This is a genomic window from Niveispirillum sp. SYP-B3756 (genome assembly GCF_009495745.1).
Lineage (GTDB): Bacteria > Pseudomonadota > Alphaproteobacteria > Azospirillales > Azospirillaceae > Niveispirillum.
On record NZ_WIDQ01000004.1, the window covers coordinates 176,261 to 199,527 of the forward strand.

Genomic DNA, 23,267 nt, shown 5'->3' on the forward strand with positions numbered 1-23,267 from the left:
CTTTCGACTTTGTTGCCACCGATCTTCGGACTTTAGCGTGAAAGGCTACCCGCCCATGCTTACGACCCATCCCTTCGACGATGACAAGCTGCGTGAGGAATGCGGCGTCTTCGGTGTGTTCGGTCCGCAAGATGCGGCGGCACTGGTGGCGCTGGGCCTGCACGCCCTGCAGCATCGCGGCCAGGAAGCGGCGGGTATCGTCAGCTTTGACGGGCAGGATTTCCCGCACCATCGGGCGCTGGGGCAGGTGGGCGATATTTTCGGCAGCGAAACGGTCATGCGCAACTTGACCGGTTCGCAGGCCATCGGCCATGTCCGCTATGCCACCACCGGCGAACGGTCCTTGCGCAATGTGCAGCCGCTGTTCGCGGAGTTTGAGTTTGGCGGCTTCGCGCTGGCCCATAATGGCAACCTGACCAATGCCATGCAGCTGCGCCGCCAGTTGGTGCGCCGGGGCTGCCTGTTCCAGTCCACCTCTGATACCGAAACCATCATCCATCTGATGGCGACGGCCCGTGGCGGCAGTGTTATCGATCGGCTGGTGGAAGCGCTGCGCCAGATCGAGGGCGCCTATTCGCTGGTCTGCATGGCCAAGGATATTGTGATCGGCGTGCGCGATCCGCATGGCGTGCGTCCGCTGGTGCTGGGCCTGCTGGGCGATGTGCATGTGCTGGCCTCGGAGACCGTGGCGCTGGACATTATCGGGGCCGATTATGTCCGCGACATTGAGCCGGGCGAAATGGTGGTGCTGGACAAGGACGGGGTGCAGAGCCTGCGCCCCTTCCAGCAGGTGCCGTCCAAGTTCTGCATTTTCGAATATATCTATTTCGCCCGGCCCGACAGCTACATGGAAGGCCATTCCGTGTACGGTGTGCGCAAGAAGATCGGGGCGCAGCTGGCCATTGAGAGTCATGTTGATGCCGACCTGATCATCCCGGTGCCGGATTCGGGCGTGCCGGCAGCCCTGGGCTATGCCGAACAGAGCGGCATACCGTTCGATCTGGGCATCATCCGCAACCATTATGTCGGCCGCACCTTCATCCAGCCGACGGACAAGATCCGCCGCCTGGGCGTGAAGCTGAAGCATAATGCCAACCGGCATTTTATCCAGGGCAAGCGCATCGTGCTGGTGGATGACAGCATCGTGCGCGGCACCACCTCGCTGAAAATCGTGGAAATGATGCGCGATGCCGGCGCCAAGGAAGTGCATATGCGCATTTCCAGCCCGCCGACCAGCCATAGCTGCTTCTACGGTATCGACACGCCGGAAAAGGAAAAGCTGCTGGCCCACCGGATGACGGTGGATGAAATGCGCGATTACATCAAGGCCGACAGCCTGGCCTTCATCAGCCTGGATGGGCTGTACAAGTCGCTGGACCATGCCAAGCGCGATGGCGATATGCCGCAATATTGCGACGCGTGCTTCACCGGTGAATACCCGATCCCGCTGACGGATTTCGATCCGGGCCGCGGGGCGGATGTCTCTTATCTGCCGGGTGGGCGTAAGGCGGGGTAAGGATGATGCTGCGCAGCTTGTTGGCTTTGTCCGTTCTGCTGCTGCCCGCGCTTTCGGCGGCCGCGGCAGACAATGTACCGGCGGCGCAGCCTTCCCCCGCCTGTGCACTGGCTGAAACCTATCTGCTGTCCTTCCCTGTTGTCCAAAATGGTGGACCCGTCGTTTTCTCCGAGGAGGATCAAGGGGGACCGCGGGAGGATGGCCGCCTGGAATGGCGAGACATGGGGGCTGAGGGGGCAGAACCTAAGCCGATCGCGGGGCCGCCGAATGAATTAATTTCCGGCTTGCGGGCCGGTGGTGGTGCCAGCGCGATCAAGCACTGCGCCAATGTGCGTAAGCTTCTTGATAGCAAAGGCATCCGTTATGGCGAAGATGCTGTAAACTCAGGTAGTTCATCAAACGGGGCGCTATTTAAATCTGCGATATTGGGAATTTCCCTGCCGGTTATCAGCAAGGATGGCAACGAAGCCGTATTGGTGGAGAGTTTTTCTGCCGGTATGCTTCTGGGCAGGGGAAATGTTACTTATCTAAAGCGTCAGGCAGATGGCAAGTGGCAGGCAATTGGAGAAGCGATGCTCTGGGTGTCGTAATCCTCCCACCAGGGCTACCCCGCTAACCGATTGATATTGATTGATCTAGGCAAAATCTGCCCGGTTTTTTGGTCCGTCCTTTGCATATCCGTTTCGGGAGAGGTATGTGAAGGAGCTACACGTGACAGCCATCGGATCATCGTCCCCAAGCGGGACTAGCATCTATAGCAGCCATATGATCGCCCCATCCGGCGCGCGGATACTGACCGGTGAGGCAAAGGAAAAGGCCAGCGCGGAATCAGAAGCGTTCACCAAGGCGCACGCTCATTTAGGCGCTGCGGACTATATCAAGGCGATGATGGAGAATTCGGAGAGCAAGTCTTCGGAGATGCTGGCGTCCGGTTTCGCCACGACCAGTATCAAGGTTCGGTTTCAGGATCACATCTACAATCTGGCCGGCACACCGCTGGACCTGTCCAAGCTGAGCATGTCCCGGGAAGCCCCCACCGACGTGCAGCAGGTGGAAAATATACCCTTGCATGAGAACGTGCAGGCCGAATTGCTGAGTTTCCAGGAGATGGGGGGCGATAACGCCCAGACCGCTACCAGCCTGGACCTGCCGGCCACTCAGATACGGACATTGTCGCGGGCGGACTTGTCATTCAATCTGTTGAATGATCGGTTGCGACAGGTTGGGTAGGAACGGAGCCGGTGGATTGTCTCCACCGGCCTTCTCGTCGCTTTTGCATCAGCCCCGGACCTGGGACAGGAAGCCCTGGATTTGCCCATCCAGCGCGTCGGAACGCTGGTTAAGGCTGCCGGAAGCCTCGTTCACCCGGTGCGATGCTGCCTTGGTGGCGTTGGCACCCTGCAACACGTGATCCACGCGTTCGGCTACCTGCCGGGTGCTGTCACTGGTATATTGCACGCTTTCGACGATCTCTTGCGTCATCCGGGACTGCTGCTTCACGGCGCCAGCGATGGTCATACCGGCGGCACGGATATCGCTGATCCGGTCGGTAATGGCGCTCAAGGCTGCCACCGTATCTTTGGTGACCTGCTGGATGTCACCCACCTGGGTCGCTATTTCATTTGTGGCTTCTGCAGTTTGCCGCGCCAGTGCCTTCACTTCGCTTGCCACGACGGCAAAGCCCTTACCGGCCTCCCCGGCGCGGGCCGCCTCAATGGTGGCGTTAAGCGCCAGCAGGTTGGTCTGGCTGGCAATTTCGCTGATCAATTGCACCACGGTGCCGATCTTGTCCGCAGCCCCCGCCAGCCCCTGTACCAGATGATCCGTGCGTCCAGCTTCATGAACCGCCTGTTCGGCAATGCTGGCCGAATGATCGACCCGATCGCTGATTTCCCGGATGCTGGCAGAAAGCTGATCGGTTGCCCCGGCCACATGGCCTACCTGACGGCTGGCATTGGCGATGGCATCGGCCATATTGGTCACGGCGGCACGGGTATCGTCGGCCACCCGTTCCATGTCACCAGCCGTGGCTTGTAATTCCTGCACGGCCGACAGGGTTTCCCGCAAGGAGGCTGTGGCTTCTGTATCGAAGCGGGTGGAGAGCTTCTCCAACCGGCTGGCCCTTTCACGCTCCGCCTGGGCTGTGGCTTCTGTTCGGGCCTGTAATTCCCGCCGTTCCTGCTCATTTCCTACCAGGATTGACAGGGCCTGTGACAGCCGCCCGATCTCGTCAGACCGTCCGCTGAGTGCCCTATCCACCTGTACTCCACTCTCTCCGGCAATCAGCCGGTGGGTCACATTCGCCAAATCAACCAGAGGACGCGCGATACGGCCGCTGATGAAATGGTTGACCGCCAGAACGGCGATAATCAGGGCCAAAATGGTGCCGCCGACCATGGCATAGGTGAGCAGGATGGCGCGATTGACGGACTGTTCGTCATTGCCGATCCGGGCGGCCTGGGCGGCCTGCAGCTTACCCACGATCTCTTCCATCGCGGCGGCGGACCGTTCCAACGCTCCCATGAAAGCCAATGTTGTGGAGACATCACCATCGATTACGTCAGTGAGGTCACGGCTTTTGCTGACATATTTCTTGGCGGCGGCGCTGAAGGGATCACCCAGATCTGTCAGGCCATTATTGCTGATCACCTCCCGCAACAGAGGCAGATCGCGTTCCAGCGCATCGGTCAATGCCAGGACCTGCCTTTTCTGTGCGGCGACCTTTTCCGGTCCCATATCTGTCGCGGCCAACGCCACCAGATGGTAGAGCGCCTTGCGCTGTTGCGGCAGACGGACCAGAAAGCCATTCACGGCGCTTTCATCTTGCAGCACCGTGCCAAAAACCGTGCTGATTCGCTTGTCGATGCCACTGACCGCCACGATTTGGACAGAGCCGAGCCCGACCATCGCAATGGCGAGAAACAGGAAATAAAGGACGATTTTTCGGGCAATCGACATGGCTTACCTCACGCAACAGAACTGGTCACCCTCAGGTGCGAATAATCAAGGTGGAGCACCCTGAAGACGGATGCTCCGCCACGAAAATCATTTTTTGTAGATACCTGCACATACCGCTAGGTTACTTTCAACCTGACAGTACATTTCCTTCGGCTCTACTTTCTTACTGGTGGGGTTGGTGAATTTGTATTCTTGCCAGAAGCTCTTGTTGGTTTTGGCCATATCCATGCGTTCTTTGATATAGAGCTTGCCGTCTATATCCTCTGCGTCGATCAGATCTTTGCCGATGAGTTTTTCATTGGCCCCATGGGCCAAGCATTTTCCGTTGAGGTCATAGACAACGACATAAAGGTCGCGGTCCGAAAAAGATCCGCCCTTCGTGGAGAAATCGGTGAAGGCTTTCTCCTGACCGGCGCTGGCAAGGTGCTTGGCGGCCCGTTGCACCATGGCCACGGCTTCGTCGCGGGTGGCATTTCCTTCCGCTGCCAGGGCTGGCTGGCCCGCCCATAACAGGCTGCCGACGGTCAGGACGGTGAGAAGGGACGCTCGCATGACAATCTCCTTGGGATTATGGTTTAGCGCGATCCCAAGGTTACCCGCTGACAAGCGCTTCCTGTTCTGACCTTTGGAATAGATAGTCTTTTGAACTTTTATCCGCTGATACTCATTCGCATTGCTCGAAACCCACAGGTTTTGAGCAATGCCTTCAATCGCCGGTGGCAACATGCCAACGGCGTGGTTTCACGCGGCGCGGGCCGGGTGGCAGCGGCTACCGCCGTACCAAACGGCTGGAACTGTCCCACAAGGCCGTACCCGTACCATCGTTGCCCCTGGTGCCGTGCGCGCCGGCCTGTGGGGCGGGCAGGCCGCCCGGCGGGGCTTTACAGCATGGATGATGTGCTGGGGCTGTGAGCAGCCACGCTTGACCATGCTCCGGTTATAGGATAATTTTCCTTGAAACTGCCCGCCCCACGCCTGTGGGGCGGGCTTTTTTGTTTCTGGAGAAAGCCGATGGAACTGGAGCTGAAGCGGGCCGTCGCCCGCAATGTTGATGCCGACCCCAATGACGTTCTGAACCTGAAGCGGGTGCTGAACCGTCTGGGCCATTATCTGCCCGACGATCTGATCGGCATGACCCGCTTTGCCGAAACCCGCCTGTTTGAGGCGATTGAGGCGTTCCAGCGCCTGACCGGGCTGACCCCGACCGGGCAGGTCAAACCCGATGATGAGACGGTCCAGACCCTGCAGGAATATCTGGCCCGGACATCCGGCAATGATCGCTATATCTGGCGGACGGTACGGGATGACCGCGTCCGCCCCAGCCACGCGGCGCGGGAAGGCAAGCTGTTCCGCTGGAAAGCCTGGCCCGAACCGGGGGAGGAGGAACATTGCCGCTGCTGGGCGGAGCTGGTGGATGCGGTGGCATCACGGGATGGGGTGGCGGCTGCGGGCGCCGCCGGGAAAACCGCCAAGGATGATGAGCCGCCTTGTTTCCAGGGGCCATGGCTGGATGAGGCGGTGGAAATGTTGGTGCAGCATGAAAAGGCATACAACTATCCGTATGGTGACTCTCTCGGGTTTATCACTGTGGGCGTTGGCGCGAACGTTAATCAATGGGACCAGTTCAAATCCCTGCCATGGCGGATGGAAACTGAAGATGGGCGTTTTGCCACTCTCGCAGAGGTAACGGATGGGTATGAGAAGTTAAGAAAATTTATTGATGACGCACGGGCAGAAGCTGAAAAAAATGGTGAGGAAAAGATCAATTACCTTGCGAAAAAATATAAAAAAATTACCCAATTAAAATTGTCGAGTTCAGATTATAAGAAAATGCTCAAGGATAGTGTTCAGCAATTTGAAAAGGACCTCAGGAAAAAATTCTCCGGATTCTCCTGTTTCCCCGCCCCGGCGAAAATCGTATTGATGGATATGATCTATAATATTGGTACGACCAAATTTAATGCTGAAAAATGGAAAAAGCTCTTTGCGGCGGTTGTCGCCAGAGACTGGGCCGCAGCTGCTCAGGAAAGTAACAGAAGAGCAGTTTCTGAAGAACGTAACCAAGCGGCACGCACCTATTTTGAAAGGGCAAAATTTTTAGAAGATGAAAGCAAAATAAAATCTTAATAAAGTGAAGGGCCATTGTGAAATTATCATCAATGGCCCTTAGAGAAAAATTCTCCCAAAAATCACCTGTCATGGAACTCTGTATCTATATATCCACATTTTGATTTCGGATTTTCTATAATATAAAATCTTTTTTCGTCTTTTATCAATTCATTCCACCCATCCTGAAGGCATTCTAATTTCTCGGTACTTGACATGTAAATGCGACCGATATGAGTTTTTATAAATCCAAGAGCATCTTTTTTGTGTAGGCGTTCCGAGTATAGCTGAAAAAACTGCTGCTCCTCTTCTCCATGGGGATGCCAACGGATCGTGCAATGGAAAGTCGCATAGCGCCGGTCCCCCTGGTCCCCTTGATCGAGCAACTGGCAATCGGCTTTGTCCCCATTCTCCCAGGTCCAACCCGTCGCACTGATGGTAACGCGTCCGCCAGCTTCCCCAGACTTACCGACGGGGAGCCAGACGCCGCAGAAGGAACGCTCGGCCAGTCCGCAGTCTTTGGGGGAATGGTCGGCGGCACGGGCAGGCCCAGACAGGGCAGAGAGGACGAAGAGCGAAAGGGCTATGGCGAAAAGGGTCTTCATTTTGTCTCAACCTTTCATGGATGTCAGGGTTAGGTGCTGTTCTCGAGGAAGATGATTTATATTTTTAATTACTTAGCATATGAGTAAGTTGTGACACGGCCACAGTTTGAACTTGGTTTCATTTTAATAAATACTGCCTTTCTATCTTCAAGCATCTCATTCCACCCATCTAGAAGGCATGTCAGGCTTTTTGATTTTGACATGTGAAAACTGTTGTTATTGGAATGATGTGATATGCCTTCCTCTGGTGTGAAAAGTATTTTTTTATATAATCGCATAAATTGCTCTTCTTCTTTCCCATTATATTTCCAAATGATTGTACAGCGAAAGGTCGCATAATGCCGATCCCCCTGGTTCCCTTGATCGAGCAACTGGCAATCAGCTTTGTCCCCATTCTCCCAAGTCCAATTTGTGGCATTGATGGTGACACGTCCTGCAGCTTCTTCCCCTTTACCTATCGGCTGCCAGACACCGCAGAAAAAACTCTCCGTCAGTCCGCAGCCGGCGGGGGATTGGTCGGCCGCGCTGGCAAGCTCAGGCAGGGCAGTGGGGGCAAGGAGTAATAGAATGGTGGTGAACAAGCTCTTCATTTTATCTCGTTCCATCATGGATATCTGGATCATGTATATTTATGGAATGAAATAATTTCTCCGTTATCTGAATATTATTTCACGTATGAATAAGTTGTCACCCTGCCACATTTTGATTTTGGTCTCATTTTGATGATTATCGAGTTTTTATCTTCCAGCATTTCATTTCATCCATCCAGAAGGCAGTCTAATTTCTGTGCTCCCGACATGTGAATGCCGGGGTGAGCGGAATAAGAAGAGGAACTTTGTTGAGGGTGATCTAAGGGATCAGAATATAATCGAACGAACTGCTGCTCTTCTTTTCCGTTGGGTTGTCAACGAATGGTACAGTGGAAAGTGGCGTAATGCCGATTTTCCTGGTCCCCTTGATCGAGCAACTGGCAATCAGCTTTGTCCCCGTTCTCCCAAGTCCAGCCTGTGGCATGGATGGTTACAGGTCCGGCCCCTTCTGCTCCCTTACCTACAGGAAGCCAGACACCACAGAAAAAGCTGTTGGCCAACCCGCACGTCGGAGGAGGCGCCTCAGCAGGCGCGGGTGTGCTTGACAGGGCAAAAATAATCAGATGGATAAATGAGATTGAAATTAATATTTTCACGCTTAATGCCCTATCTGAAGTATATCATTGTCGTAATGCCGCAGAATTTAGATTCTGGTTGTGTTGAAATTCTAATGCTATTATTATTTATTAATTCTGCCCACCCGGAAAACAGACAGTCTAATTTATCGGCGATTGATATGTTCAGTCCGGTCATCGGGGTGGCAATCGCGGAGCCAGCAGGGCTTGCCGGCAGTGGATAAAGCAGGACGAACTCCTGCTCCACCATGCCGTCACCATCATAGCGGTAATTGCAGCGGAAAGCCGCGTAGGGCCGGCCGGCGCGTTCCCCTTCGTCCAGCAGCAGGCATTCTGCCCTGTCCTTATTTTCCCAGGTCCAGACACCATTTTCGATGGTCACGCGCCCTCCGGCTTCCGAGCCTTTTCCGGACGGCTGCCAGACACCACAGAAATAGCTGTTGGCCAGCCCGCAGCCGGGCACCGGCGATTCCGTGGCGGTGGCGCGGGGTGACAGGCCGGCAGCAGCCAGAAGCCCAAGCCCGAAGAGCAACAGAAGCCGCATGAATGATCCCCACTTCCCCCATATGGTGAAGCATCTTGCAGGCATGATTTATCAGTTGCAAGTGATGATCTTCGCACAACAAAAAACCCGGCGGATCGCTCCGCCGGCCTCTTCTGTGCCAAACACCGCCGGGTTGCCCCGGCGGTATATGATCAAAACTTATACTCTGTTGTCATGATCAGAACCGATCGGTTCTGATCATGACCCTCAAACGCCGGCGCCAACATCCGTTGGCTTGGCTTCACGCGGCACGGGCCGCGCGGCGGCAGTCGCCGCCGTACCAAGTTGCGATGAGGTGAACTCATCGCAACTTGGCATTACTCCGCAGCGGCAGGAACCGCCAGGTTGCGCAGCACGTACTGCAGAATGCCGCCATTCTTGAAGTAATCCACCTCGTCCAGCGTATCGATACGGCAGAGCAGGTTGACCACTTCCGTCGACCCGTCGGCGCGGGTGATGGTGAGCTTCAGGTCCATGCGGGGCTTCAGGCCGGCTTCCACGCCTTCGATGTCGAAGGTCTCCGACCCGTCCAGCTTCAGCGTCTTGCGGCTGACACCGGCGGGGTACTGGAGCGGCAGGATACCCATGCCAACCAGATTGGAGCGGTGGATACGCTCGAAGCTTTCGGCGATGACGGCGGAGACGCCCAGCAGACGGGTGCCCTTGGCGGCCCAGTCACGCGAGGAGCCGGTGCCGTATTCCTGACCGGCGAACACCACCAGCGGCGTGCCCTCGGCCTGGTACTTCATCGACGCATTATAGATCGGCATCACTTCGCCGGTCGGCACATACTTGGTCAGGCCGCCTTCGACGCCGTCCAGCATCTCATTCTTGATGCGGATATTGGCGAAGGTGCCACGCATCATGACTTCATGGTTGCCACGGCGGGCGCCGTAGCTGTTGAAGTCGGCGACGGTGACATTGTGCTCCAGCAGATATTCACCGGCCGGGCTGGTCTTCTTGATGTTACCAGCCGGGGAGATGTGGTCGGTGGTGATGCTGTCACCCAGGATGGCCAGCGCGCGGGCCCCCTTCACGTCGGACACGGAGCCCGGCGTCATGGTGATGCCGTCGAACAGCGGCGGACGCTTGGCGTAGGTCGACTTGTCGTCCCACTTATAGGTCATGCCTTCGACGGTCTTGATCTTCTGCCACTGTTCCGGGCCCAGGAACACGTTGGCATAGCGGCTGACGAACATTTCGCGCGTCAGGAACTGGGCGATCGTGTCCTCGATCTCCTTGTTCGACGGCCAGATGTCCTTCAGGAAGACGGGCTTGCCGTCCTTGCCGGTGCCGATCGGATCCTTGGAGATGTCCAGGTGCAGGGTGCCGGCCAGGGCATAGGCCACCACCAGCGGCGGGGAAGCCAGATAGTTGGCGCGGACCTGCGGGGAGACGCGGCCTTCGAAATTGCGGTTGCCGGACAGCACCGACGCAACGGTCAGCTTGCCAGCGTCAACAGCGGCGGCAATCGGGTCCGGCAGCGGACCTGAATTACCGATGCAGGTGGTGCAGCCATAGCCGACCAGATTGAAGCCCAGCTTGTCCAGGTACGGGGACAGGCCAGCGGCGTTCAGATAGTCGGTCACGACCTGGGAGCCGGGTGCCAGGGAGGTCTTCACCCACGGCTTGGCGGTCAGGCCCAGTTCCACGGCCTTCTTCGCCACCAGACCGGCGGCGAACAGCACCGACGGGTTGGAGGTGTTGGTGCAGGACGTGATGGCGGCGATCACGACATGGCCGTGATCCAGCTTGTAATCAGCGCCGGCCACGTCGGTCGGCTGGCTGATCGGACGGCCGGCAACGTCGGTGGCCAGGAAGTCACCGAATTCCTGGGTGACGTTGGACAGCAAAACCCGGTCCTGCGGACGCTTCGGGCCGGCCAGCGACGGCTCCACCGAGCCCAGGTCCAGTTCCAGCGTATCGGTGAAGACCGGATCGGGCGTGGAGGCATCGCGCCACATGCCCTGGGCCTTGGCATAGGCCTCCACCAGCGCCACGCGGTCGGCGTCGCGGCCGGTGAAGTGCAGGAAGCGGATGGTCTCGGCGTCGATCGGGAAAATGCCGCAGGTGGCGCCATATTCCGGGGCCATGTTGGCAATCGTCGCACGGTCGGCCAGCGTCAGCGCGTCCAGGCCGGGGCCATAGAACTCGACGAACTTGCCCACCACCTTCTTCTTGCGCAGCATCTGGGTGACGGTCAGCACCAGATCGGTGGCGGTCGCACCCTCACGCAGCTTGCCGGTCAGCTTGAAGCCGACAACTTCCGGGATCAGCATGGAGATCGGCTGGCCCAGCATCGCGGCCTCGGCCTCGATACCACCCACGCCCCAGCCCAGCACGGCCATGCCGTTGACCATGGTGGTGTGGCTGTCGGTACCGACCAGCGTGTCCGGATAGGCCACGGTGGCGCCGGTCTGGTCGGTATCGGTCCAGACGGTCTGGGCCAGATATTCCAGGTTCACCTGATGGCAGATGCCGGTGCCCGGCGGCACGACGCGGAAATTATTGAAGGCCTTCTGGCCCCAGCGCAGGAACTCGTAACGCTCACCATTGCGCTGGAATTCCAGGTCCACATTCTCGTCAAACGCCTGCGGCGTGCCGAAGGCGTCAACCATCACGGAATGGTCGATGACCAGATCCACCGGGGTCAGCGGGTTGATCTTGGTCGGGTCGCCACCCAGCGCCACCATGGCTTCGCGCATCGCGGCCAGGTCGCAGACGGCGGGCACGCCGGTGAAATCCTGCATCAGCACGCGGGCCGGGCGATAGGCGATCTCGCGGTCGGACCGCTTGTCGACCAGCCACTGGGCGACGGCCTTGACGTCGTCCACGCTCACCGTGCGCCCGTCTTCGAAGCGCAGCAGGTTCTCCAGCAGCACCTTCATGGAGAAGGGCAGGCGCGACACGTCGCCCAGGCCGGCCTTCTCGGCTTCGGGAATGCTGAAATAATCAACAGACTTGCCGCCGGCAGTCAGGGTGCGGCGGACTTTCAGGCTGTCCTGGCCGGTGATCGTGGACATCGGGGGTGACTCCTCCATCGGGGTCGAAAGCGGCAGGCGACATGACTTCTTGCCCCGGCTCCAGCGTCCGGGGCCAAGGCCTGCCAGGGTGGCTTTTCGGAGCGTGGTTTAGCGCTTTTCGCGGTGCGGGGCAAACCCCTCTAGGGGGGATCAGACCCCCTTTTCACTCATATTCGATCAAGGTAGGGGCTTGTTGCGAAACGATCTTAACTAGGTGGGCTGGGAGAGGGGGCTGATGACCGCAGCGGCCAACGCTCCGCTGTGGCCGGGGAAGGGCAGGGGGCAGACTCCAACGGCCCGCCCCGCAGCGGGGGTGTTGGTACCCGCCCTATCGGGCCTTGACCTGCCATCGTGTGTCTTCCTCCGATTGTGTCCCTGGGGGGGTGTTCACCTTTGGTAAGTGGGGCGATTTTTGGCTATTTTTGAAATTATGTCTCTTTTGCCGGGACGCGGTTGACAGGGGAACTGTTTTCACAGAAACGTCACTCCCGTCCGCGCGAAATGCATCCGATGCATGGCAGCTACCATGCTGGTCGAAGGCGCGATGGAGGGTTTCTATCGATGTTGTCTTACGCTGTCCGGCGCCTGCTGGAAGCGATCCCCACATTGCTGGTGATCGTCGCCCTGTCCTTCTTTCTGATGCATTCCGCGCCCGGCGGCCCGTTCGATAGCGAACGCGTGCTGCCGCCGGAGATCGAGGCGAACCTGAAGGCGGCCTATAATCTGGACAAGCCGGTCTGGCAGCAGTTCACGATTTATCTGGGTAAGGCGCTGCAGGGTGATTTCGGCCCGTCCTTTACCTATAAGGATTTCACGGTTTCCGAACTGATCCTGACCGGCTTGCCGGTGTCGGCCCGGCTGGGCCTGTCGGCGGTGACGCTGGCCGTGCTGATCGGCTGTACGCTGGGCATTCTGGCCGCCATGCGCCAGAACACCAAGACCGACTATTCCATCATGGGCATCGCCATGGTGGGCATCACCATTCCCAATTTCGTCATGGCCCCGCTGCTGACGCTGATCTTCGGCATCTATCTGGGCTGGCTGCCGGTGGCGGGGCTGGGCGATGGCTCGTTCCGCAATCTGGTGCTGCCGGTGATCGCCCTGGCCCTGCCGCAGATCGCCATTGTCAGCCGCCTGACCCGTGGCGGCATGATTGAGGTGTTGCGCTCCAACTTCGTGCGCACCGCCCATGCCAAGGGCCTGCCGGAACATCTGATCATCACCCGCCACACACTGCGCGCCGCCCTGCTGCCCGTCGTCTCCTATCTGGGGCCGGCCATTGCCGGTCTGGTGACAGGGTCGGTGGTGATCGAGCAGATTTTCGGCCTGCCGGGCATTGGCCGCTATTTCGTGCAGGGGGCGATCAACCGCGACTACACGCTGGTGATGGGCACTGTCATCACCTATGGCAGCCTGATCGTGCTGATGAACCTGGCCGTCGATCTGATCTATGGCCTGATGGACCCGCGCGTCCGCTACGATTGATCCGGCACCATCCTCATCATCCGACCGCAATCTTCGTCTGAAGGATATGATCCCATGCGGCTTTCCCATCTGCTTCGTACCGGTGCCGCTATCGGCACCCTGTTTTGGCTGACGGCTTGCCAGCCCGCCGAGAAGAAGGCTGAGGCTCCGGCAGCCCCTGCCAAGGCGACGGCAGCGGATGCGGCGAAGTTCGTGGAGCGGGCGGAGGCTGAACTGGGTACTGCGCGGGAGAAGCTGAGCCGCCAGTCCTGGGTGATGAACACCTATATCACGCCGGATACGCTGGCCCTGTCGTCAGAGACTGGGGCGGAATATAGCGCGCTGGTTGCCCGCCTGACGGCGGAGAGCAAACAGTTTGTCGGGTTGGAACTGGCCCCGGATGTGGCGCGCAAGCTGGCCCTGCTGCGCAACGAAACGGCCCTGCCGTCCCCCGCCGATCCGGCCTTGAACAAGGAATTGTCGGAGCTGGATGCCAAGCTGGGTGAGCTTTACGCCACCGGCAAGGTCTGCCGTGCCGATGGCAGTGACTGCCTGACGCTGGACGAGATCGACGATGTGTTCCGCACCTCGCGCGATGAGAAGGAGCTGAAGCGGCTCTGGACCGGTTGGCACAAGGTGGCCCAGCCGATGCGCCCGATCTATCAGCGCGAGGCGGAGATCGCCAATATCGGTGCCAAGGAACTAGGAGTGGCGGACGCCGGCACGCTGTGGCGTTCCGGCTATGACATGACCGCCGACCAGTTCGAGGCGGAGGCCGACCGGCTGTGGGAGCAGGTGAAGCCGCTCTATACCAGCCTGCACTGCTATACCCGCACCAAGCTGGGCGAGAAATACGGCACCGACGTGGTGCCGCAGGACAAGCCGATCCCGGCCCATCTGCTGGGCAATATGTGGGCGCAGGAATGGGGCAATGTCTATGACATCGTGGCGCCCAAGCAGGCGACCCGCAATGTCGATGTCACGGCCCTGTTGACCAAGGCCAATTACGACCCGATCAAGATGACGAAGTCCGCCGAGGGCTTTTTCACCGGCTTGGGTTTCTCCCCGATGCCCCAGACCTTCTGGGAACGCTCCATGCTGACGCGCCCGAAGGATCGGGAAGTCGTCTGCCATGCCAGCGCCTGGGACATCGACGACAAGGATGATATCCGCATTAAGATGTGTATGCGGGTCAATGGTGACGATTTCCAGACTATCCATCATGAGATGGGCCACAATATCTATCAGCGCGCCTACAAGGCCCAGTCCACCTTGTTCCGCAATGGGGCCAATGACGGCTTCCATGAAGCCATCGGCGATTTCATCGCCCTGTCGGTGACGCCGGGCTATCTGGTGAAGCTGGGCCTGCTGGACAAGGAGCCCTCCACCGAGGGAGATACCGGCCTGCTGCTGCAACAGGCACTCGACAAGGTGGCCTTCCTGCCCTTTGGCCTGTTGATCGACAAATGGCGTTGGGATGTGTTCAACGGCAAGATCAAGCCGGAGGATTACAACAAGGCCTGGTGGGATCTGCGCACCAAGTATCAAGGCGTCGCCGCCCCGGTGGAACGTACCGAAGCCGATTTCGACCCCGGTGCCAAGAACCATGTCGCCACCAGCGTGCCCTATGTGCGCTATTTCCTGGCCCGCATCCTGCAGTTCCAGTTCCATCAGGCGGCCTGCCAGCAGGCGGGTTACACAGGCCCGCTGCACCGCTGCTCCATCGCCGGCAATGCGGAAGTGGGCAAGCGCTTCAATGCGATGATGGAAATGGGCGCTTCCAAGCCCTGGCCGGAAGCGCTGAAGGCCTTTACCGGCAGCGAGCAGATGGATGCCGGCGCCATGCTGGCCTATTTCGCCCCGCTGAAGGAATGGCTGGACAAGCAGAACGAAGGCAAGAGCTGCGGCTGGCAGTAAGGGTTTGAGAAGGAGCGTGGGCCAGAACCAACCAGGATGTTATCCTGGCCATGTTCCAGGCCCTGAACCCGACAAGGAGGTGATGGGATGCGTACACCACGGATCAAATCCGTTACCACCCTGCCGGGTTTCAAGCTTCGGCTGGAGTGGGATGTCGGCCAGATATCGGTGGTCGATATCGCCGACATCATCGACCGGTACGAGATTTTTGCCCCGATCCGGGAAAACCCGGCGCGGTTCGATCAGGTGACGATCGGGGAATATGGGTATGACCTGCATTGGTCCGATCTGATGGAAATCCCCTGCACGCAGCTTTGGCAGCGTTCGCAGGTCCAGGCCGCGGAATAGAGCGCGTAGGGAAAGAGCAGACGACGATGGTTCAAGACATCACCGGCGGTACCAAACGGGCGGCGCTGATCGAGAAAGCCGCCGAGGAGGTGCAGGGCCGCTCGCTTTGGCAGGATGCAAGGCGCCGCCTGTTCGCCAACAAGATGGCGGTGGCCAGCATGATCGTGCTGGGCATCATCGCGCTGATGGCGATCTTCGCCGACGTGCTGAGCCCGCACGCCTATGACGAGGTCTATTGGGATTATATCGGGGTCGGGCCGATGCTGGAAAACAGCCATTGGTTCGGCACCGATGCCAATGGGCGCGACCTGTTCATCCGCACGCTCTATGGTGCCCGCGTCTCCTTGATGGTCGGCATCGTCACCACCATGGTGGCGCTGGTGATCGGGGTGGCCTATGGCGCCGTCGCCGGCTATTTCGGCGGGCGCATCGATACGGTCATGATGCGCATCGTCGACGTGCTTTATTCCATGCCGTTGATGTTCTTCATCATCATCCTGGTGGTGGTGTTCGGGCGTCACATCGTGCTGGTCTTCATCGCCATCGGCTGTGTGGAATGGCTGACCATGGCGCGTATCGTGCGCGGCCAGACCATGTCGGTGAAGCGCAAGGAGTTCATCGAGGCGGCGCGGGCATCGGGCGTTTCCACCCCCAATATCATCCGCCGCCACATCATCCCCAATGTCATCGGGCCGGTGATCGTGTTCGTGACCTTGATGGTGCCGGTGGTGATCCTGGTGGAAAGCTTCCTGTCCTTCCTGGGCTTGGGCGTGCAGGAACCGATGACCAGTTGGGGTGTGTTGATCTCCGAAGGGGCGGCACAGATGGAAAATGCCCCGCATATGCTGATCTTCCCGGCCGTCTTCCTGGCGGTGACGCTGTTCTGCTTCAATTTCATCGGTGACGGTCTGCGCGATGCGCTGGACCCGAAGGACCGCTAAGGGGCGCCGGATATGACCGCAGTATTGGAAGTCCGCGACCTGAAGGTTCGCTTTGCCACGCCCGATGGCGAGGTCTCCGCCGTCAATGGCGTCTCTTTCGACGTGAATGAGAGCGAGTGCGTTGGCATCGTTGGTGAAAGCGGCTCGGGCAAGAGCCAGCTTTTCATGTCCGTCATGGGGCTGCTGGCCAAGAATGGCCGGGCGCTCGGTTCCGCCAAATATCGCGGGACTGAGTTGGTCGGGATGCCGGTGAAGGATCTCAACAAGATCCGGGGCGACAAGATCGCCATGATCTTCCAGGACAGCATGACCGGCCTGACCCCGCATCTGCGCATCGGCAAGCAGATGACCGAAGTGCTGGTGCAGCACAAGGGCATGGGCGAGGCCGCCGCCGTGAAGCGGGCGCTGGAGATGCTGAACCTCGTTCGCATCCCCGAGGCAGCGCGCCGGCTGGCGCAGTACCCGCATGAACTGTCCGGCGGGATGCGTCAGCGCATCATGATCGCCATGGCATTGCTGTGCGAACCGGAACTGCTGATCGCGGATGAGCCGACAACGGCGCTGGACGTGACCGTGCAGGCCCAGATTCTGGATCTGATGTCGGATCTGAAGCGCGTCACCAAGGCCGCCATCGTGCTGATCACCCATGATCTGGGCACCGTGGCTGGCCTGTGCGACAAGGTGCAGGTGATGTATGGCGGCCGGTTCATGGAAACCGGCAGCGTGCAGGAAATTTTCTATCAACCCGCCCATCCTTACACGGCGGGCCTGCTGGCCTCCATGCCGCGCCTGACGGAGGGGCGGCGGGAAAAGCTCTATGCCATTCCCGGCCAGCCGCCCAACCTGCAACGGCTGCCCAAGGCCTGCCCGTTCCAGGAACGCTGTGACTATGTGCATGAACGCTGCGTGGATGAATTGCCGCTGCTGCGCGATGTGACACCGGGCCATGCCAAGGCCTGCCATCTGCTGAGCCTCGCCAACCCCGTCAGCGACCCCAAGGCCCCTTCGCTGAAGGTGGCCGATGAAGCCCGGAGCGCCTGATATGTCGAAAGAACTTCTCCGCGTCGAAGGGCTGAAGGTGCATTTCCCCATCCGCACCGGGGGCATCCTGATCGGCCAGTACACCCCGCTGAAGGCGGTGGATGGCGTCTCCTTCACCCTGAACGAGGGGGAGACGCTGGGCATTGTCGGCGAAAGCGGCTGTGGCAAATCCACGCTGGGCCGCGCCGTGCTGCAACTGATCAAGCCGACCGATGGCAAGGTCGTGTTCATGGGGTCGGAACTGACGGGCGTGGGGGCGGAGGTGATCCGCCAGAAGCGCGCCGACATGCAGATCGTCTTCCAGGATCCGCTGGCCAGCCTGAACCCGCGCATGACCGTGGGCGACATTATCGGCGAACCGCTGACCGTCTTCTTCCCCAAGATGAAGGCAGAGGAGCGCAAGGCCAAGGTCCGCGCCCTGATGGCCAAGGTCGGTCTGCTGCCGCAGATGATCAACCGCTATCCGCACGAATTCTCCGGCGGCCAGTGCCAGCGCATCGGCATTGCCCGCGCCATGATCCTGAACCCGAAGCTGGTGATCTGCGACGAGCCGGTGTCGGCGCTGGACGTGTCGATTCAGGCGCAGATCGTCAATCTGCTGATGGATCTGCAAAAGGAATTCGGCCTGTCGCTGCTGTTCATCAGCCATGACCTGTCGGTGGTGCGCCATGTCAGCCATCGGGTGATGGTGCTGTATCTGGGCAAGGTGATGGAGATCGCCGAGCGCGACGCCATCTATGAGGCGCCGCTGCACCCCTATACCCAGGCGCTGATTTCTGCCGTGCCGGTGCCGGACCCGGATATTGAGAAGAACAAGCAGCGCATTGTGCTGGGCGGCGACCTGCCCAGCCCGATGAAGCCGCCCTCGGGTTGCGTCTTCCGCACCCGTTGCCCCAAGGCCAGCGACATTTGCGCCAAGGAAGTGCCGGTGCTGGAAGAAAAGATGCCGGGTCACCGCGTGGCCTGCCATCATTGGGGCATCCCCGACGCTGCCGCCGTGCCGACAGTAGCGCATCACTGAGGGGGCGGGGCACGTCGCTTTCTTTCCCCGTCACCCCGGCGCAGGCCGGGGTCCAGGTTCGTAGAGCAAAGCGCCTGTGGCCCCTGGACCCCGGCCTGCGCCGGGGTGACGGTTGAGAGTGCTGAAAGCCGTGAGCGCAACGACAAAACACGCCACCCTGTCGCCAAGGTCGCGCGCCAAAACCCAACAATGTCTGAAAATAAGGTGGGGGGATTCTGTTGCCCAGCTCCCCCCGGGCTGCGAACTAAGCTAACTGACTAACGCCCTTTAGGGGGAATTAGGCAGCCATGCGAAGGTCAGACGCCGAGTTATCGTTGGCATCTATAAGGTTTGACCCGATAACGGCGGTATCATGCCGGGAGAAGACTATGCCTTTATTACGCGCGTCGATCCTAGTTCGCCCCCATGAACCCATTGGTTGCCGCGATACCGGCCAGACCGATGGGGGAATGGTGGAGGCGCCGGGTACCGCCCCCGGGTCCGCAACGTCTATTCCACACCGCGTTTATCCCCATAGTCGGGCGAACCCGACAACGCTTATATAGGCGCTCCATTCTCCGAATGGAAGGGGTATGTGGAACCGCCTAGCGGGCCAACAGGAAGGCCAGGATGGCCGTGGTGGCCGACACGTTCAGCGACTGCACCCAGCCACTGCCCCGGATCGTCACCAGGGCTTCGCAGGCGGCTTGGCTTTCCGGCGGCATTCCATATTCCTCATTCCCCATGACAAAGGCGGTGGGCCGCCCGTCAGGGCTGGGGGCCAGCGCGTCCAGGCCGGGGAAATCACCCAGCGCGGTGCCCACGGTGCGGTAATGCGGGCGCAAGCCCGCCAGTGCCGCCGCGAATCCATGGGCCTGATAGAGCTCCACATATTCGAACCCGCCTTCGGCCACGCGATAGGCTGCCTCCGACGGCAGGGCCTGACCCTTATGGTCGGAGATCAGCACCCGGTCGATGCCGAAAAAGGCAGCGGTACGGATGATGGCCCCCAGATTATGCGGGTTGGAAACGCCATCCAGAATCAACAGTCGACGGCCTTCGGCTCGCCATTGGCCGGACATCGCCGGATCATAGGCCAGCACCGGGCGGGGCTGCGCCTCGGCCACGATGCCGCCATGCATGGCCGATCCGGCAATCTTCTCCAGCTCTGCCGCCGGTACCAGCCGATAGGGTTTGCGCTGTTCGGCCAGCCGGGCGCAGAAGGGGCCGGTATCGGCGCGGAACCGCTCATCGAAATAAAGCCGTTCCACCCGGTCCGGATCGCGCGCGAACAGGGCCGCCACTGCTGGCCAGCCGGCCACGCGGAAAGGCTTGCGCCGCGCCGGCTTGGACGGTGGCGGCGGGGCCGGCGGCTTCAGGCGCAGGGTGGGGCGCGGCTTTGGCTGGTCAATCATGGAAGCAATCAGGCGGCAAAGAAGGTGAGGTAGGACAGCATGATGGTGCCAATGGCGATGCGGTACCAGGCAAAGGGCGTGAAGCCATGCCGGCTGACGAAATCCACTAGCCAGCGCACCACCACCAGCGCCGCCAGGAAGGCGACGACGAAGCCCACGGCGATCAGGCTGACCGAATCGACGGCCAGCACATCACGGTTCTTGTAGAGATCATAGACGGCCGCCCCCAGCATGGTGGGAATGGCGACGAAGAAGCTGAACTCGGCTGCCGCCTTGCGCTCCACCCCCATCAACAGCGACCCGATGATGGTGGCACCGGAGCGGGAAACACCGGGGATCATCGCCAGACACTGGATGAAGCCGATGGACAGCGACAGACGGGCCGGGAAATTTTCGACCTCGAAATAACGCGGGCTTTTCACCAGCTTTTCCGCCACTAGTATGATGATACCCCCGACGATCAGGGCGATGGACACCACGGTCGGGTTGAACAGCACGCTCTTGATATAGGAATGCGCCACCACGCCGATGCCGGCGGCGGGCAGAAAGGCCAGCAGGATAGCGGCGGTGAAGCGCACCGCCGCCTTGTCCCCCCGGAACAGCCCGGTCAGCACACCCCAGAGCTTGTTGAAATAGACCAGCAGGATGGCCAGGATGGCACCCAACTGAATCACCACCTTGAACAGGTCTTCGGCCTGACCTTTGAAGCCTAGCACCTCGCTCAGCATGATCAGGTGGCCAGTGGAGGAGACGGGGATGAATTCCGTCAGCCCCTCCAGCAGACCCAGCAGGATGGCATCGAAAAAGGGGGTGGTTTCAGCGATCAAAATGGCGGTTCCCTTGGCGCATATAAGGGTGTGGGGATCAGCGGCGCTTGTATAGCAGCCGCTCCCCGCGCTGGCGACTGCGACATGGACGCCCGGCTGGGCGCGTCACCGGGAATCGCGCTTTTGCAATGGTTCTGACATGGAAAGGTCCGAATCGGCCCTATTTTGACGATTGAGAACGGTTCTTAACTGAGGTTGCACCGAGAGCACGGGACTTATGCGCTGAAAAATTGGCAGCAATGCTGACCTATCGCCGAAAAACTGCTGGAAAGCCGATCTTCGGCGCTTTATATGATCATTCTCCGCCGCTGGAGGATAAGGGAATTACCCGTCCGCCGGCTGGGTTTCAGGTGGGAATGAGGATTGGTTCCATGGCGCAGCAGAACATGCTCGGGTTTGTCCATACCGAACAGCGGATGCCCGACAAACGGGAACCGGCGCTGCGTCGCCAGGATTTTGACGAGATCTATGCCCGCTTCAGCGATCAGGGTGCATCCGAACAGGCGGGCCGTTGCTCCCAATGTGGTGTGCCCTTCTGTCAGGTGCATTGCCCGGTCAGCAATAATATCCCCGACTGGCTGAAGCTGACGCGCGAAGGCCGGCTGGAGGAAGCTTACGAGCTGTCCCAGGCCACCAATGATTTCCCGGAAATCTGTGGTCGTATCTGCCCGCAGGACCGTCTGTGCGAAGGCAACTGCACGATCGAACAGTCGACCCACGGCACGGTCACCATCGGTGCGGTGGAAAAATACATCACCGATACGGCATGGGAACGCGGCTGGGTAAAGCCCATTGTTCCGCGCGTGGAACGTGACCAGTCCGTCGGCATCATCGGTGCTGGCCCTGCTGGGCTGGCTGCCGCCGCCCAACTGCGCCGTAAGGGGTACAAGGTCCATGTCTATGATCGCTATGACCGCGTGGGCGGCCTGCTGATCTACGGCATCCCTGGCTTCAAGCTGGACAAGGACGTGGTGATCCGCCGCTGGAAGCAGTTGGAAGAATCGGGGGTTGAGTTTCACCTGGGCGTGGAAATCGGTCGTAACACCGACCTGCGCACCCTGCGTTCCAAGCATGATGCCGTGCTGATCGCCACCGGTGTTTACAAGGCCCGTGATCTGGGCGGACCGGGTTCGGGCCTGGAAGGCATTGTTGCAGCACTGGATTACCTGACCGCCAGCAACCGCAAGAGCCTGGGCGATACGGTGCTGGATTTTGAGACCGGCAAGCTGAACGCCAAGGACAAAAATGTCGTCGTCATCGGCGGTGGCGACACGGCGATGGATTGCGTGCGTACCGCCATCCGCCAGGGTGCCAAGTCGGTGAAGTGCCTCTATCGCCGCGACCGCAAGAACATGCCGGGTTCGCAGCGCGAAACCGCCAATGCGGAGGAAGAGGGTGTGGAATTCGTCTGGCAGACCGCACCAGACGGGTTCACCGGTGATGCCCACGTCACCGGCGTCAAGGTTTTCAAGATGCATATGGGTGTGGCCGATGCCACCGGTCGCCAGACCCCGATGCCCATCGAAGGGTCCGGCTATACGATTGATGCCGATCTGGTGGTGAAGGCCTTGGGCTTCGACCCGGAAGAAATCCCCACCCTGTTCGGCGCACCGGAACTGAAGGTCAGCCGCTGGGGCACCGTGCAGGTGAAGTACGGCACCATGATGACCAACCTGGATGGCGTGTTTGCCGCCGGCGACATCGTGCGCGGTGCCTCGCTGGTGGTGTGGGGCATCAAGGATGGCCGCGACGCCGCCGAGGGCATCCATAAATTCATCCAGGCCAAGGCCGCCCAGCCGGTGGCCGTGGCGGCGGAGTAAGGATGCCGACCGTTGCCTGGATCTTGGGATATGCGATCGTCTTCTTCTTTGAAGACCATGCGCCGCCCCATTTCCATGTGCGCGGCAAGGGTGTGGAGGCAAAGTTCGATCTGGCGGAACTGATGCTGGTGGAAATCAAGGGGCAGCTGAGGCCGGCTGAAATCCGGGCGATCCGGGATTGGGCGCGCCGCCATCTGCCGGCCCTGTATAGGGCCTGGAATATGGTGCAGGATGGCGAAACGCCACCCAGGATCGGAGGCTGACCCCATGTATTACATCGCCAAGGCAACCGCCAACCCGGACTTTACCGTCACCATTGAATGGCAACACGGTCCGACCAGCATTGTCGATTTCAAGCCGACCATCGCCAAGGGCAAGGTCTTCACCCCTTTGGCCGATGTCGCCTTCTTCACCGGTAAGCTCTATGTGGCCGAAGACGGCTATTATCTGGGCTGGCCGGAGGAGATTGATTTCAGTGCCGACAGCCTCTGGTACCGCACCCATCCTGATGATCTGAAACGCGACTATCCCGACGTCGCTGCCGAATAACCGATCCGATAGGCGAATTTCATTCGTT

The 23,267-nt window shown here is 59.6% G+C and carries 21 protein-coding genes and 1 other RNA gene; 13 read left to right on the plus strand and 9 right to left on the minus strand.

Annotated elements, in window-relative coordinates; all coding sequences use genetic code 11:
- Window positions 1-55 precede the first annotated feature (55 nt).
- From purF to GE253_RS10660, 3 genes are all read left to right on the plus strand, one after another.
- Window positions 56-1,516 carry an amidophosphoribosyltransferase gene (purF, locus tag GE253_RS10650; RefSeq protein WP_153204119.1) on the plus strand — a complete coding sequence of 487 codons (1,461 nt, stop codon included), beginning with the start codon at window positions 56-58 and terminating at the stop codon, window positions 1,514-1,516.
- A 2-nt stretch (window positions 1,517-1,518) separates the two neighbouring features.
- Complete coding sequence (locus GE253_RS10655) at window positions 1,519-2,106, plus strand: hypothetical protein (RefSeq protein WP_153204120.1); 588 nt, start codon at window positions 1,519-1,521, stop codon at window positions 2,104-2,106.
- A 175-nt stretch (window positions 2,107-2,281) separates the two neighbouring features.
- Complete coding sequence (locus GE253_RS10660; RefSeq protein WP_153204121.1) at window positions 2,282-2,746, plus strand: hypothetical protein; 465 nt, start codon at window positions 2,282-2,284, stop codon at window positions 2,744-2,746.
- 48 nt (window positions 2,747-2,794) lie between these two features.
- Here GE253_RS10660 and GE253_RS10665 read toward each other — a convergent pair whose 3' ends face one another.
- The gene (locus GE253_RS10665) at window positions 2,795-4,474 is read right to left on the minus strand and encodes a methyl-accepting chemotaxis protein (RefSeq protein WP_153204122.1); all 1,680 of its coding nucleotides are present in this window, start codon (window positions 4,472-4,474) and stop codon (window positions 2,795-2,797) included.
- A gap of 87 nt (window positions 4,475-4,561) precedes the next feature.
- Window positions 4,562-5,200, minus strand: coding sequence for a cache domain-containing protein (locus tag GE253_RS10670; RefSeq protein WP_247878597.1), 639 nt, complete (start codon window positions 5,198-5,200; stop codon window positions 4,562-4,564).
- Between the two features lie 285 nt (window positions 5,201-5,485).
- Here GE253_RS10670 and GE253_RS10675 point away from each other — a divergent pair, with 285 nt between their 5' ends.
- Window positions 5,486-6,601: a peptidoglycan-binding domain-containing protein gene (locus tag GE253_RS10675; protein ID WP_153204123.1), complete on the plus strand. Its 1,116-nt coding sequence runs from the start codon at window positions 5,486-5,488 to the stop codon at window positions 6,599-6,601.
- A gap of 62 nt (window positions 6,602-6,663) precedes the next feature.
- Here GE253_RS10675 and GE253_RS10680 read toward each other — a convergent pair whose 3' ends face one another.
- The 4 genes from GE253_RS10680 to acnA form a co-directional block, all read right to left on the minus strand.
- Window positions 6,664-7,185 (minus strand): hypothetical protein, encoded by a 522-nt coding sequence (locus tag GE253_RS10680; protein ID WP_153204124.1) that lies wholly within the window; start codon window positions 7,183-7,185, stop codon window positions 6,664-6,666.
- A 68-nt stretch (window positions 7,186-7,253) separates the two neighbouring features.
- Window positions 7,254-7,793: a hypothetical protein gene (locus tag GE253_RS10685; RefSeq protein ID WP_153204125.1), complete on the minus strand. Its 540-nt coding sequence runs from the start codon at window positions 7,791-7,793 to the stop codon at window positions 7,254-7,256.
- 588 nt (window positions 7,794-8,381) lie between these two features.
- On the minus strand, window positions 8,382-8,894 hold the full coding sequence (locus GE253_RS10690) for a hypothetical protein (protein ID WP_153204126.1): 513 nt from the start codon (window positions 8,892-8,894) through the stop codon (window positions 8,382-8,384).
- A 317-nt stretch (window positions 8,895-9,211) separates the two neighbouring features.
- Window positions 9,212-11,917: an aconitate hydratase AcnA gene (acnA, locus tag GE253_RS10695; RefSeq protein ID WP_153204127.1), complete on the minus strand. Its 2,706-nt coding sequence runs from the start codon at window positions 11,915-11,917 to the stop codon at window positions 9,212-9,214.
- Window positions 11,918-12,478: 561 nt separating this feature from the next.
- On the opposite strand from acnA, the gene oppB reads away from it, so the two are divergent.
- The 6 genes from oppB (at window position 12,479) to GE253_RS10725 (ending at window position 18,649) form a co-directional block, all read left to right on the plus strand.
- Complete coding sequence (oppB, locus tag GE253_RS10700) at window positions 12,479-13,402, plus strand: oligopeptide ABC transporter permease OppB (protein WP_153204128.1); 924 nt, start codon at window positions 12,479-12,481, stop codon at window positions 13,400-13,402.
- Window positions 13,403-13,456: 54 nt separating this feature from the next.
- Window positions 13,457-15,298 carry a M2 family metallopeptidase gene (locus GE253_RS10705; protein ID WP_153204129.1) on the plus strand — a complete coding sequence of 614 codons (1,842 nt, stop codon included), beginning with the start codon at window positions 13,457-13,459 and terminating at the stop codon, window positions 15,296-15,298.
- An 87-nt stretch (window positions 15,299-15,385) separates the two neighbouring features.
- On the plus strand, window positions 15,386-15,646 hold the full coding sequence (locus GE253_RS10710; RefSeq protein WP_089286231.1) for a DUF2442 domain-containing protein: 261 nt from the start codon (window positions 15,386-15,388) through the stop codon (window positions 15,644-15,646).
- Between the two features lie 26 nt (window positions 15,647-15,672).
- Window positions 15,673-16,587: an ABC transporter permease subunit gene (locus tag GE253_RS10715; protein ID WP_153204130.1), complete on the plus strand. Its 915-nt coding sequence runs from the start codon at window positions 15,673-15,675 to the stop codon at window positions 16,585-16,587.
- A gap of 12 nt (window positions 16,588-16,599) precedes the next feature.
- Window positions 16,600-17,628 carry an oligopeptide/dipeptide ABC transporter ATP-binding protein gene (locus GE253_RS10720; protein ID WP_153204131.1) on the plus strand — a complete coding sequence of 343 codons (1,029 nt, stop codon included), beginning with the start codon at window positions 16,600-16,602 and terminating at the stop codon, window positions 17,626-17,628.
- A gap of 1 nt (window position 17,629) precedes the next feature.
- A complete protein-coding gene (locus GE253_RS10725) occupies window positions 17,630-18,649 on the plus strand; it encodes a dipeptide ABC transporter ATP-binding protein (protein WP_153204132.1) in 1,020 nt (339 codons plus the stop codon).
- Between the two features lie 203 nt (window positions 18,650-18,852).
- Here GE253_RS10725 and ssrA read toward each other — a convergent pair.
- The 3 genes from ssrA to GE253_RS10740 all read right to left on the minus strand — a co-directional run bounded on the left by ssrA (window position 18,853) and on the right by GE253_RS10740 (window position 20,867).
- Window positions 18,853-19,220, minus strand: a transfer-messenger RNA (tmRNA) gene (gene ssrA / locus GE253_RS10730).
- Between the two features lie 13 nt (window positions 19,221-19,233).
- Window positions 19,234-20,043, minus strand: coding sequence for an RNA methyltransferase (locus GE253_RS10735; protein WP_153204133.1), 810 nt, complete (start codon window positions 20,041-20,043; stop codon window positions 19,234-19,236).
- Window positions 20,044-20,051: 8 nt separating this feature from the next.
- The gene (locus GE253_RS10740; protein WP_348770839.1) at window positions 20,052-20,867 is read right to left on the minus strand and encodes an undecaprenyl-diphosphate phosphatase; all 816 of its coding nucleotides are present in this window, start codon (window positions 20,865-20,867) and stop codon (window positions 20,052-20,054) included.
- Between the two features lie 374 nt (window positions 20,868-21,241).
- Between GE253_RS10740 and GE253_RS10745 the strand changes: the two genes are divergently transcribed.
- The 3 genes from GE253_RS10745 to GE253_RS10755 are packed head-to-tail and all read left to right on the plus strand — an operon-like array spanning window position 21,242 to window position 23,239.
- Window positions 21,242-22,690, plus strand: coding sequence for an NAD(P)-dependent oxidoreductase (locus GE253_RS10745; RefSeq protein WP_153204135.1), 1,449 nt, complete (start codon window positions 21,242-21,244; stop codon window positions 22,688-22,690).
- Between the two features lie 2 nt (window positions 22,691-22,692).
- Window positions 22,693-22,953, plus strand: coding sequence for a DUF4160 domain-containing protein (locus GE253_RS10750; protein WP_153204136.1), 261 nt, complete (start codon window positions 22,693-22,695; stop codon window positions 22,951-22,953).
- A 4-nt stretch (window positions 22,954-22,957) separates the two neighbouring features.
- Window positions 22,958-23,239, plus strand: coding sequence for a DUF2442 domain-containing protein (locus GE253_RS10755; RefSeq protein ID WP_173012589.1), 282 nt, complete (start codon window positions 22,958-22,960; stop codon window positions 23,237-23,239).
- Window positions 23,240-23,267 lie beyond the last annotated feature (28 nt).